The organism is Rhodococcus sp. GB-02, assembly GCF_053470465.1.
On the sequence record NZ_JBPUKE010000001.1, the window covers coordinates 177,323 to 190,381 of the forward strand.

9 protein-coding genes are annotated in these 13,059 nt (G+C 62.3%); 4 read left to right on the forward strand and 5 right to left on the reverse strand.

Annotation, left to right across the window (positions count from 1 at the left end; all coding sequences use genetic code 11):
• Positions 1-20: 20 nt before the first annotated feature.
• On the reverse strand, positions 21-1,499 hold the full coding sequence (locus tag ACSW29_RS00935) for an amidase (protein ID WP_347872323.1): 1,479 nt from the start codon (positions 1,497-1,499) through the stop codon (positions 21-23).
• A gap of 137 nt (positions 1,500-1,636) precedes the next feature.
• Complete coding sequence (gene bar, locus ACSW29_RS00940) at positions 1,637-2,746, reverse strand: barbiturase (RefSeq protein WP_448276140.1); 1,110 nt, start codon at positions 2,744-2,746, stop codon at positions 1,637-1,639.
• A 223-nt stretch (positions 2,747-2,969) separates the two neighbouring features.
• On the opposite strand from bar, the gene upp reads away from it, so the two are divergent.
• From upp to ACSW29_RS00960, 4 genes are all read left to right on the forward strand, one after another.
• Positions 2,970-3,593, forward strand: a complete 624-nt coding sequence (upp, locus tag ACSW29_RS00945; RefSeq protein WP_230817696.1) for a uracil phosphoribosyltransferase — start codon at positions 2,970-2,972, stop codon at positions 3,591-3,593.
• 91 nt (positions 3,594-3,684) lie between these two features.
• Positions 3,685-5,382, forward strand: coding sequence for a PucR family transcriptional regulator (locus tag ACSW29_RS00950; protein WP_003946020.1), 1,698 nt, complete (start codon positions 3,685-3,687; stop codon positions 5,380-5,382).
• A 269-nt stretch (positions 5,383-5,651) separates the two neighbouring features.
• Positions 5,652-6,878: a CaiB/BaiF CoA transferase family protein gene (locus ACSW29_RS00955; protein WP_230817699.1), complete on the forward strand. Its 1,227-nt coding sequence runs from the start codon at positions 5,652-5,654 to the stop codon at positions 6,876-6,878.
• The gene (locus ACSW29_RS00960; RefSeq protein ID WP_317827013.1) at positions 6,875-8,386 is read left to right on the forward strand and encodes a carboxyl transferase domain-containing protein; all 1,512 of its coding nucleotides are present in this window, start codon (positions 6,875-6,877) and stop codon (positions 8,384-8,386) included. Before ACSW29_RS00955 ends, ACSW29_RS00960 begins: the two co-directional genes overlap by 4 nt.
• Positions 8,387-8,473: 87 nt before the next feature.
• Here ACSW29_RS00960 and ACSW29_RS00965 read toward each other — a convergent pair whose 3' ends face one another.
• The 3 genes from ACSW29_RS00965 to ACSW29_RS00975 all read right to left on the reverse strand — a co-directional run bounded on the left by ACSW29_RS00965 (position 8,474) and on the right by ACSW29_RS00975 (position 12,917).
• Entirely contained in the window at positions 8,474-9,907 is a 1,434-nt protein-coding gene (locus ACSW29_RS00965; protein WP_230817701.1) for a uracil-xanthine permease family protein, read from the reverse strand.
• 148 nt (positions 9,908-10,055) lie between these two features.
• Positions 10,056-11,699, reverse strand: a complete 1,644-nt coding sequence (locus ACSW29_RS00970) for a PucR family transcriptional regulator (RefSeq protein WP_347872320.1) — start codon at positions 11,697-11,699, stop codon at positions 10,056-10,058.
• A 102-nt stretch (positions 11,700-11,801) separates the two neighbouring features.
• Complete coding sequence (locus tag ACSW29_RS00975; RefSeq protein ID WP_448276141.1) at positions 11,802-12,917, reverse strand: XdhC family protein; 1,116 nt, start codon at positions 12,915-12,917, stop codon at positions 11,802-11,804.
• Positions 12,918-13,059: the final 142 nt, after the last annotated feature.

Here is a 13,059-nt window from a genome sequence, read left to right on the forward strand (position 1 = left end):
ATACGTTCGAAATAGATGAGTCAGTTCACGCGGAGTGCGGGCGGAAGTACCCGCTCGACCCACTTGGTTGCCTGCTCGAATGCGTAGGCGAGTTGGAGTACGTCCACGTCGGCGCCGTGCCGACCGATGATCTGGATACCCATGGGGAGCGAACGATCGTCGAAGCCGACCGGCATCCCCGCAACCGGAACTCCGGCCATCGTCCAGGGAACAACCGTCTCCATCCACCGGTGATACGTGTCCATCGACCGCCCGTCGACGGTCTCGGGCCAGTGAGTGTTCTTGTCGAAAGGAAACACCTGAGCACTCGGCGCAAGAATGTAGTCGTACGTTTCGAACATCTTGGTAACGGCCGACAGCCAGCCGTTTCGGGCCTCCGCAGCCTTGGTCACGTCGAGCGCCGAGAGGGTGACGGCATGCTCGAGTTCCCACAACATTTCGGGCTTCATCAACTCACGCATACTCGGGTCGTTGTACTGATCGATCAAGCCGAGCTGCGCCCACCAACGCCATCGCAAGAACAGTTGCCAGATGTCCTCGGGTTTGAAGTCGGGAAGCGCCGCCTCGACGTGACATCCCAGCTGTTCGAAGACCTCGAACGAGGATTCACACAACTCGAGAACCCCAGGTTCGGTTGCCAGGTAACCGTTCCAGTCACCGACCCATGCAATCCGAGAGCCTTTCAGATCACGTGCGAGGCTTTCGGTGAACACAGCGGGATCCTCACGAATCCCCAGCGGTGCATAAGCATCGGGCCCTGCCATCGTGGAGAGCAGGTGAGCCACATCGGTGACGGTTCGGCCCATCGGGCCTACAACCGCGCCCTGCGCGATGAATCCCGTCTCCGGTATCCGACCCCACGATGGTCGAAACCCCACGACGTTGTTGAACGCCGACGGGTTTCGGAGCGAACCCATGTAATCGCTTCCGTCAGCCACCGGCAGCATGCGAAGCGCCAACGACGCTGCGGCGCCTCCGCTGCTACCGCCGGCAGTGCGCGAATTGTCGTACGGCGACACCGTCGTACCCCACACCGGGTTGTACGTCTGGGATCCGAGCCCGAACTCCGGGGTGTTTGTCTTGCCGATCACAATGGCACCGGCAGACTTGATCCGCTTGACGAACAGGTCGTCCTCTTCGGCGATTCGGTCCGCGAACATCGGCGACCCGGAGGTGAACGGCAGACCCTTGGCTGCCGAAAGATCCTTCACTGCATGCGGAAACCCGTGCATCCAACCGAGATACTGCCCACTCGCCAACTGCGAATCACGCTCGCGCGCCTCCGCCGTCAATGCTTCCCGATCCCGCAAGGCAACTATCGCGTTCACCGCCGGGTTATGTGCTTCGATCTGGTCGAGGAAGCTGTCCATCACCTCGACACACGACACTTCACGCCTACGTATCAGACCACTGAGCGTGACCGCATCGGCCATGACGAGCTCGCGATTCTCGGGCGCACCGGAAACGCTCTCGTCGACAGGGTCAGCAGCATGAACCATCGTGAATCCTTTCAAGCAGTGAAGTGGGGTGCGCCAGGAAATACACCGGACGGACTCACCGCCACCGGCAACCGATTCGAGTGACGAATTGCCGGTGGCGGCGCGACTGTCGAGGTTTCCAGCGAGGTTCTTGCCTGTTACTGACCGAGGTCGACGATCGCGGCGACAGGGCCGCCACCCTCGGGGCCCTGATGCGCTGCCGAGACCGAAACGAACACAGCCGGATCACCGGTGACAGCGGCAGTGACTCCACCGACACACGACTTGATCTGGCGGTGCCAGTGCACGTCGGAATCGTCGAGCATCGCATTACGACGGCCGCGGACCGTTCCGTCCTGGCTGGCCTCGCACTTCAAGAACACGTTGACGAGTTGACCGTCGAGGTCGCTCGAGTGCGGCCGCTCCGGAAGCTCGAGGCCGGCGTCACGGATCGCCGCCCAGATGCCGTCCTGATCGAGCGGATCATTCATCACGCTGTGGCCGATCCGGTAGCGTCCGCCGACGCCACGTGCATTACCGACGACGACGATCTGAGCCCGGTCCAGCTCGACGCCGGACGAGCAGGACGCGACAGAAGAGAAGAGTTCGCGGCTGTGCATGACATCCTCGTCGGACGGCATGTCGATTTCGCCGAGTGCAACCGCGATCCCGAGGGCCGTACCGCCGTTGGACAGGTCCATCGACTCATGAGTCTGTTCGGTCCACACCGTCTTGCCGCGGCTCTTGGCGTCACGGATGGTGTGGATTGTCAGCAACGGAGTCTTGGTCTGTACGTAGTGCACGTCGGCAGGATCGGTGATGCCGGCATTGGCCATCGCATCTTTGACTGCCGCAGCTACTTTGGTGATCATCGCCGTACGGCCGATGTCCTCGGGCAGCAATTGCTCACTCATGGCGACGCCCACGGTCAGTCGCGGCTCGTCGGTCTTGGTGACCTTGTCTGCCGGTACCGTCGCGAAGATCGTCGCGTGCGGGCTGATCACGCCGTCCGTACCACCTGACCAGACGATCGGTACCTGCGCCACCTCTTCGAGGCTGCGATTGCCCTTGGCGGAGAGAACCTCTCGAAACGCTCGGTCCGCGATGATGCGCGTGTAGTCGTTGACGCCGCCGTTACCCTCGGTTTTGCCGATGACTGCAATGACGCGGTCGGCCTCGAGGACACCGTCGTCGATCAGCTTGGCGAGCTCACTGGCGTCGGAGACGCTGTGTAGCGGAACCTTACGGACCTCGATTGCTTCGGGCATTGGCATCTCCTTGTATAGGGAATCGTGGAGGCAAAATTGGGCCTTGACAGCTCCCGGCGCCCAGTCCAGCCGAGCGGTTCGGAACTGCCATGCCGACCACGCTATGACGACTCGAACCCTTCGGCATCGTCAATACTTGCCCAAACGAAAACCGCGATTGGTTATTTCGACTCCGATTCACCGGTTGCGCGCCGCCCCATCGGTTCTCACTTACGATTCGACCATGGACACCACTGTTGTCGACCATCCGCTGGCGGCATCTCTGCTCACGACCATGCGCGACGCTCGCAGCGACAACGCAACATTTCGGTCCGCCCTACGCAGACTGACGCACATGTTGGTCTACGAGGCCACGCGCGGCGCAGAAGTGGAACAGTTCGACATCGAGACGCCAGTTGCTCCGACGCAGGGAGTGCGACTGGCGAATCCACCGCTCCTGGTACCGGTCCTGCGAGCCGGCCTCGGGATGGTCGAACAAGCGAGCGCCCTGATTCCGCAGGCGGGAGTCGGTTTCGTGGGAATGGCGCGAGACGAGAAGACACACCAGCCGGTTCCGTATCTGGAGTCCCTGCCTGCTGATTTGTCGGGCACCCCCGTCTACGTCCTCGATCCGATGTTGGCAACCGGCGGATCCATCATCCGCACAATCGATCTGCTCATTGCACGCGGAGCAACCGACGTGACTGCAATTTGCGTCGTCGTGGCTCCGGAAGGGATCGAAGCATTGAAGAATTCCGGACATCCGGTCCGGCTCCTCACCGCGAGCATCGACGACGGTCTGAACGAAAATGCGTTCCTGGTACCTGGACTCGGAGACGCCGGCGATCGCCAATTCGGACCAAGATAGTCGGCAGACATACGGAGACCACTCATTCCGGGAGGATATTTTCGTCAACTGTTGACAATGTTCACTGTGCGATCGAGCGTAGTCTCGCGACATGGATAGATCTGCCAAATATTCGAGCGAAGAGCTTCAACATTTGCCAGAAGGTGGCGACTACAGACTGACGGTTCGGGATGTCCTCGAGCTGCCCAGTCTGCGTGGAGCCGAAGTCCTTGCCGGGCACGGGGGCTTGCGCCACCTCGTTCAATCGGTGAACGTGATGGAAGTACCGGACATCCTCGCTTGGGTGAAGCCGAACGAACTGTTGGTGACAACCGGGTTCCCGCTGCGCTACGGGCGAACCGGAGAGCTTCTCGACGACACAGATCTCAGTGACCTCGTCGACGGTCTTGCACGTCGAGGAGTCGCGGCACTTGCCGTGAAAACGGGCCGCTATCTCGACGAACTGCCGGAAGCCATGCTGCACATGGCAGAGCAGCGGGGCCTGCCGCTATTGGTTCTTCCCGTCACCGCAGGATTCGACGAGGTGATCTCGGAGGTCTTCACCAAGTTGGTGGCAAAGCAGTCCGCGGCACTCGACATCGCCGATCGACTTCACCGCTCGTTGACGTCGATCGTCTTGGAAGGTGGCGATCTACCTCAGATTGCCGCAGAATTCGCCGCGCTTTTCGACGTCAGCGTTCTGATCTGTTCGCCGGACGGAAGGGTATTGACCGAGGCCGGGGATTCAGCCGCGCTGAACGCGCTTCCGTTGTTCGAAAGCACCGGTCGATTCCTGACCGAGCGGGTTGCTGTCGGTTTACAGAACGCGCCCAAGGGATTTCCCGGCCAGTTGGCGCTCACCCGAGTGGTGGCCGGCGGCACAGACCACGGCCGAATGGTGGCGTACGCCGGTACCCACGAACTCGGCGCAGTCGTCGTACAAGCGTTGGAGCGAGCGGCCACCGTGGCTGCTCTGGCCGTCACCAAGCAGTTGGCAGTTGCGGCAGTGGAATCCAAATTTCGCGGCGACTTTCTCCGCGACGCACTGATAGGCGAAGCCGGCTCGCCGGCGGAAGTGAGCGCGCACTTCACCCAGTTGGGGTGGGACGTTACTCGCCCCCTTGCCGTTGTGGTTGCAGAACTCGACGTCGACCACCCGGAATCCCAGCACGCGAATTCCACTCGCACGGACCAAGATCGACTCAGCGACGGCTGGCAACAAGTGGTACGCACCCACGAGCGGACGGCACCGTCCGTCGGGTTTCGACACGAGGTGGTCACACTTTTCCCGACCAGCACCGACCGTGCGGTTCGGGACATCGAAGGGTTGGTGCGCAAGGTTGCCGGAGACCGCACCAGCGGCCGCCGATCCTTCAGCACGGGAGTGAGCCGGGTGATCTACTCCTTGGCCGATCTGCCCGCGGCCTACGACCAAGCCTGTACGGCCGTGGTCGTCGGCCGACGTATCAACGGGCCGGGCCAGATAGCGCACTTCGACGAACTCGGCGTACACAGACTCCTCTCGCTCCAGACGGACAAGAGCGAACTACGTTCCTTCACCGATGACGTTCTGAAGTCGCTGTCGGCGGACAACGCCGAAGCCGCAGACTTGCGTCTCACACTCCAGACGCTGCTCGACTGCAATTGCAATGTCGCCGAGGCGTCCCGCGCACTGCATATGCACTACAACACTTTGCGATACAGAATCGGAAAGCTGGAGAGCGTCGTCGGATCGTTCACCGACGACCCCGTCCTTCGATTGAACGTCTCACTCGCCCTGCAGGTCATGAAGATGCACGAGATGAGCTGACAGAACGCCCCAATTACGGTTCGATACAACCGCAATCCAGCCGTGCGGTGAGCGTTCGTCACTTCTTACCCACCACTGACACCCGTCGTCGGCAAGGTTACCCATGTGCCGTTGACCGGTGCGCGCTTACCGTTCGAAAGACGGGCCGCACATACCTCCTTCAGTGGCCCTGGCCGGTTTCTCGGTCCAGCGGACCGGAGTCGACCGAACTACGGAGGCCTCAACCACCAACTGGCTCAGCCAATTACACCAGAACACGGCGGTGCGACATGAACTCGACTTCGAAGCCTCACAACACAAGTGCTCGTAGTGGTCCGTTACACGACGTGATTGTCGTCGACCTCACGCGCGCACTCGCGGGTCCTCACGCGGCAATGATGCTCGGCGATCTGGGTGCCGACGTGATCAAGGTCGAATCACCTCACGGTGGCGACGATACCCGTGGGTGGGGGCCGCCTTTTGTGGAACCACCGTTGGAACCGCCGAACACGCAACGGGAATCGACGTATTTCCTGTCCACGAACCGGAACAAGAAATCGATCACGCTCGATCTGAAATCCGACAGTGGGCGCGCGACCCTCGAAGATCTCGTCTGCCGCGCCGACGTTCTCATGGAGAACTTCCGCACCGGAGTGCTCGATCGACTCGGATTCTCCACCGAGCGGCTAGCCGAACTGAATCCTCGACTGATCGTCCTGTCCATCAGCGGTTTCGGCCACGACGGTCCGGAAGGCGGTCGCGCCGGCTACGACCAGATCGCCCAGGGGGAAGCCGGACTCATGTCGCTGACCGGCTCGAGTCCGGACGACGTCCAAAGGGTCGGAGTTCCGATCGCCGATCTTCTCGCCGGAATGTACGGCGCCTTCGGTGTCGTCGCAGCTTTGAAGGAACGCGAACAGACGGGGAGAGGCCGTGTCGTTCGAACGTCGCTCTTGGCCAGCGTGGTCGGTGTTCATGCGTTTCAAGGAACAAAGTGGACCGTCGCCGGCGAGGTAGGAACAGCGCAAGGCAACCACCATCCCTCGATCGCACCGTACGGACTCTTTCGTACCGGCGATGGCGCAGTACAGATCTCGGTCGGCAGCGAGAGCCTGTGGAGAAGATTCTGCGAAGGATTCGACCTCGATCCCGACGCCCCGGGTATGGCAACAAACGCCGAACGCGTCGAGAATCACTTCCAGGTAGTCGAATTGATCGAACGTACCTTCAAGCCGTACTCGCGTGACGAGCTTCTGACCGAACTCGACCGCATCGGAGTACCGGCAGGACGGGTTCGGACGATCTCCGAAGTGTACGAATGGGAGCAGACCCGATCACAGGGATTGCTCGTCGATGTCGACCACAGCACGCTCGGCAACATCACTCTGCCCGGTCCGCCGCTGCGATTCTTCGATCCGGACGGAACCGAAGTGACGGAGACCCGCCACACTGCACCTCCGGTACTCGGTGAAGACACTGACGAAGTCATGTCATGGCTTCAAGGATTCACCCGATGAACCGCCTGACGGCTCGCGACTTGCTCGACCTGGTGATCGACGCCGGCACCTGGGAGTCGTGGGATACCCCTCCGATCCCCGTCGCGACCGACTCCGATTACGCGGAAGCACTTCTGCGGGCCCAGGAGAAGACCGGGCTCGACGAGTCCGTCCTGACGGGCAGCGCCTCCGTCCGAGGCCGCCGTGTGGCAATCATCGTCTGCGAGTTCGGTTTTCTCGGCGGATCGATCGGCGTGGCAGCTGGCGAACGCCTTGTCGTCGCCATCCGACGAGCTACGCAGGAGCACCTGCCCCTTCTTGCGCTTCCCACGTCCGGGGGGACACGCATGCAGGAGGGGACGACGGCGTTTTTGCAGATGGTCAAGATCACCGCGGCGCTCATCAAGCACAAAGAAGCGCACCTACCCTACATCGTCTATCTCCGAAACCCCACCACCGGAGGCGTATTCGCGTCCTGGGGATCACTCGGTCACGTGACGATCGCGGAACCGGGAGCCCTCGTCGGATTCCTCGGCCCCCGAGTGTTCGAGGCCTTGTACAACTCACCTTTCCCTGCCGGTGTCCAGACAGCCGAAAACCTTCACGAGCACGGACTCATCGATGCAGTGAGGCCGCCAGACCAGCTCGCCGAAATCGTCGAACGCGCATTGCGCATCATCACCGGGGCGCGTCGTGGGTACTCACTGCCAAGTGACCCGTGCGCGTACGACTGCCCACCCGATACGTCGGCGTGGGAATCGGTCGTCGCATCCCGACGCGAAGACCGACCTGGGATTCGTGAAGTGCTGCTCAATTCCGCTTCGGACATGCTCCCGCTCAACGGAACCGGCCAAGGCGAGAATGATCCCGGCATCATGCTCGCACTCGTCCGCTTCGGCGACATGCCCTGTGTCCTTCTCGGACAGGACCGACGCGGACAGACTCCTCACTCCCCACTCGGCCCCGGCGCTCTCCGGGAAGCTCGGCGAGGAATGCGGCTGGCCGCAGAACTCGACCTGCCGTTGGTGACGATCATCGACACGGCAGGCGCGGCACTGTCGAAGGAAGCCGAAGAAGGCGGACTGGCCGGCGAGATCGCTCGGTGCATAGCCGACATGATTTCACTCGAGGTCCCCACCATTTCCCTCCTGCTCGGGCAGGGCACCGGCGGCGGTGCCCTGGCACTGATTCCGGCCGATCGAGTGCTGGCGGCCCGCCATGGTTGGCTGTCGCCCTTACCTCCCGAAGGTGCGAGCGCAATCATGTTCCACGACATCACGCACGCGCCGGACATGGCTGCCAGTCAAGGGATTAGGTCCTTCGATCTGCTCGCGGGCGGCATCGTCGATCGGGTCATCCCCGAATTTCCCGATGCCGCGGACGAATCCGCCGCATTCTGCACCCGTATCGGAGCGGTCCTGCACTACGAGCTGAGCGTGCTCACCGCTACCGATGCGACTGAACGGCTCATCACCCGCACCGAACGAATCAACCGGATCGGCCTGGTCGAAGCCAGTACCTCCGTCTGATCGGTCAATACCCGGAACACCGAAAAGGCCGGACATCCTCCACGGAGGATGTCCGGCCTTCGGTGTGAGCACACATTCAGCTCTACATCACGTGAGCTGTGGGGCAGGTTCCTCCCGATCGCCGCCGGGAGCCTTCGAGACCGGCTTGTTCGGTTCCGGATTCTTCGCATTCAGTTCAGGATTCTTCGAACCTATGAACTGGCACAGGTGGTACATCCCGATCACGACGATGGTGCCGAGCGCGATGCCGCTGAGTGAGAACGTGTCACTGAACTTCAGAGCCGTGTCGCCGATACCGATGATGAGGCCGGCCGCGATCGGCATGAGGTTGAGCGGATTACCGAAGTCGACACCGTTCTCCTTCCAGATCTTGGCGCCGAGAAGGCCGATCATGCCGTAGAGCACCACGGTGATTCCGCCGAGAACGCCGCCGGGCGTCGCCGAGATGACGGCACCGAACTTGGGGGAGAAGCCGAGCATCATGGCGACGATGCCGGCAACCGCGTAGGCGGCGGTGGAGTACACACGGGTCGCTGCCATGACACCGATGTTCTCGGCGTACGTCGTGGTGGGCGAGCCGCCGACGCTGCTGGCGATAGCGGTGGCAAAACCGTCGCCGGCAAGCGCACGTCCCATGTACGGGTCGAGGTCGTCCCCGGTCATCTCGGCCACGGCCTTGACGTGGCCCGCATTCTCCGCGATCAACGCGATGACACCCGGAAGGACCAGGATGATGAACGTGAGGCTGAACGACGGGGCGTGGATGCCGACGATTCCGTTGGCTTCGTCCGAGAACGGGGGCAGTCCGAACCACGACGCCGAGTGCACCGAATCCCAGTTGACGCGGAAATGCTCGGTGATTTCACCGGTGCCTGCGTCGTACGAGGTGATCGTGCCCGAGACGCGGTCGAGGATCCAGGAGAGGGCGTAGCCGAAGATCAGCGCGAGGAAGATGGCGATGCGGGCCATGAAGCCGCGTAGCGCGATACTCATGACGATCAGGGCCACCATGACGATCAGGGCCACCCACTGGTCCTGCGGCCAGTACAGCCCCGCGACGACGGGTGCCAAGTTGAATCCGATCAGCATCACCACCGCGCCGGTCACCACTGGCGGAAGAACCTTGAACACGACCCGGCCGCCGAGGAAGTGGATCGCGATACCGATGGCCGCCAGGACGAGTCCGGACACCAAGATCGCGCCGGTCACCTCTGCGGACGTTCCACCTTGGGCACGAATGGCGGCGATACCACCGACAAAGGCCGCCGACGTTCCGAGGTAGCTGGGAATGCGTCCCTTGACCACCAGCAGGAAGAAGAGGGTACAGAAACCCGACATCATCACGGCAAGTTGAGGATTGAGGCCCATGATGATCGGGAACACGAACGTCGCGCCGAACATCGACACCACGTGCTGGCTGCCCAGCCCGATGGTTCTTCCCCAGCTGAGCCGCTCGCCGGGAGCGACCACTTCACCCGGTTTGATGTTCTTTCCATCTCCGTGCAACGTCCAAATCGGCATGATGGGACCTTTCGTGCAGAGGAAGGTGTCCGAACGCTGAGTGTGCTCCAGCTCACAAAACACCGTGACTGGAGTGAAACGCTATTACAGCGCGGGGGTATCGACGTGATGACAATCTGCCAGAACCCACCGACCCGGATTGGCAATATTAGTGATTGATGCCGCGCATCGCGGTTATCTTCAGTGCTAGAGACAGATCGAGTCGGAGTTCGGGTTGCGCCGTGAAGGGTCCCAGCATTTTCTCCAGCTTAACGACCCTGTAACGCAGTGTGTTGTAATGGAAGTGGAGCTTGCGCGCCGTCTCGGCAATGTTGATGTTGGTCGCGAGCAGGACTTCCAATGTCTTGCGCATGTCCTGCGCTTCGGCAGTTTCCTCCGTCAATTCCCGCAGCGTCTCGCGGGCGAACGTCTCGAGCTCGTTTTCGTCCTCGACCAGACTGAGCAGTCTGTACACGCCCAGATCGTCGAACTGAGTCACCGTCCACGGACCGGAAATCCGCCGGCCGACGGTCAGTGCGGTGCGCGCCTGACTGTAGAGCGCAGGGACGGCGTCGATCGCAGCCGTCGGCCGGGACACCCCGACACTGAACGGCCTTCTCCCGCCGCCACCTTCACCACGAACGACCGTGACGAGGTCCCGCACCAATGCCATCGTGTCGGTGCCGACGCCCATCACGATCACCGTCTCACCCGTCAGCGCGGTCACCGCCGCACCGGGATCACGGTGAGCGATCGCGCCGGAGAACGCCATCGCCTGACGATCGACGACGGGCAGCCGAGCGGGCGCCGCGGAGGTCGGTTCGTCCACCGGATCCGGCTCGATCGAAACGATCACCAGCGGGCGATCGAAGTCCCACCCGAACGTCTTGGCGTGGGAGACAACGTGATCGTGGTCCCCGGCCCGGCCGAGGAGCAGATCGTGAACGAAGTTGGCGCGATGGCGTTCCTCCACCGACGCCACGGCCTGTTCGCGGGTGATGACCAAGGCGCACACCGAAGCGGCACGCTCGACCAGGTACTGGTCGTAACTCGTCATCACGCGCTCACCGGTGAACAACGCGAGACGCCCGTGGTCGATGTGATTGGCGGAAATCGCGGACACCGCGATGAATTGACCGTCGAACTCGTGCAGACCCAACCCGCCCTCGACGGTGTCGGTCCGCAGACGACCGGTGGAATCGACAGCCGGGCAGGCTGACAGATGCTTGCGCTCCGCGGCGTCCCCGGCGCGGCAGATCTCGCGTCCGTCCGAGGTGGTGACCAGAGCCGCACCCTTCATCTCCCGTGCGATGACTTCGGTCAACTGCGGGAGTCCGCCGCCGCCCATCACGACGTCGACCAGTAGCCGCCGCAACCGCTCAGCCCCGAACATGGCGTCGATCTGCGCCGACTCCGTCTGCTCACGGCCTCTCGCCGCGGGGTGATCGCATGCGCCGTGAAAGACCAGAAGCGGAAAGTCGGCGCTGTCGGCTGCGTCGACCAGTTCCGGTGCGAGAGTGTCCCCGTCGGCGCTGAACTGGACGGCGAGGGCCGCAACTCCGCGCGTCGACAACCGTCCGACAAATGCTTTGAAGGGTTCGGTGACCCGGGCGAGGGTTTCCGGGGTGGTGATCAGCAACTGCCCGCGTCGTAGCCACGGCCCGATGTCCGGAACCGCCATGAATCCCACCCGGGCAACCGTCGGGTCCTCGCAGCCGCCGGCAACCTTTCGAACACCAGGAAGGAGCGGGGTTCGAAGCAGTTCGGAGAGAACAGCATTCACCTCGGATGCCGGTACGGCCGGGTTTGCCACTTGGCAGGCACCTCGATTTCATTCGGATCACGGAAGATGGTTCACGAAAGAAACGATCCTATCCCCACCGAACACAAGATGTCCGAATTCAGAGCAGTCGACTCAGGCCGTTCGATGCAGGGCGGTCGGATTCTCCTGAGGTGGCGGGTGGATCGGCCCCTGCAGATCCCGCAGTTCCAAACCGGACGCATTGCGCAGGGTCTTGGTCATTTCGGCGAGGATCGACACTGCAGTTTCCTCCGGCGTCCTGGCACCGAGATCCAACCCGATCGGTGAGTGCAGACGCCCCAACTCGGCGTCGGTGACGCCTCGCTCCTTCAACAGCGCCACGCGACGCTCGTGCGTCGCACGGCTTCCCATCGCACCCACGTACGCAGCCGGCGAACGCAGCGCGATCTCGAGCAACGGGATGTCGAACTTCTCGTCGTGGGTGAGCACGGCCAGGACGGTTTTGTTGTCGATCGGTGCGGTTTCGAGGAACTTGTGTGGCCACATGACGACCAGATCATGGGCGTCGGGGAAACGCGCCCGTGTCGCGAAGACCGGCCGTGCGTCCACGACGGTCACGCGGTAACCCGCAAAGGCGCCCAACGTACACATCGAGGCAGCGAAGTCGATGGCTCCGAAGACGTACATCCGCGGTAGTGGCGCGAAGATCTCGACCAGCAGGTCGTGCTGCGAATCGATGAGAGTTCCCGCGGGTGCGACAAATGCTACGGACTCACCGGTCGCCATCGTGCGCAGCAGGATGGCGACCTCGTCCTCCGTGGCATCCAGATCCCCGCTGCGTCGGCCGTGCTCGACGACGAGGTGCCGTGCAGGTGCTCCCGGACGCACTTCGGTGACCACGACGACAGGCGTATCAAGCTCGATTCGCTCACAGACCTGACCGAACTCGGTGAAATCGGCTCCGACCGCCTGGACAAACACTTCGATGGTTCCGCCGCAGGTCAGACCTACTCCGATGGCGTCGTCATCGGAGACGCTGAAGACCTCGACGCGGCTGGTGCCGTCAACGAGAACCTCCTGGGCGATCTCGTACAACGCACTCTCGATGCACCCGCCCGAGACGCTGCCGACCACCTCACCGGAGCGTGAGACGGCCATCGAAGCACCCGGCATGCGTGGTGAGGATCGCCAGGTACGGACAACCGTCGCCAGTGCAAAATCCTCGCCACGGGCGTGCCACTGCGCCAGCTGAGTGGAAATGTCGCGCATCGTCTCGCCTCCCGCTTGCATCGCCGTCCGTAGAGAGTTCACGGTATCGGCCCACCGCAATCCTGCCTGTCACACAATGCGCCTAAATCCGAGCCCTGCAGTTGTGCAATGTCGCCGTCGCATCACCTTGCGCTCTCGACCA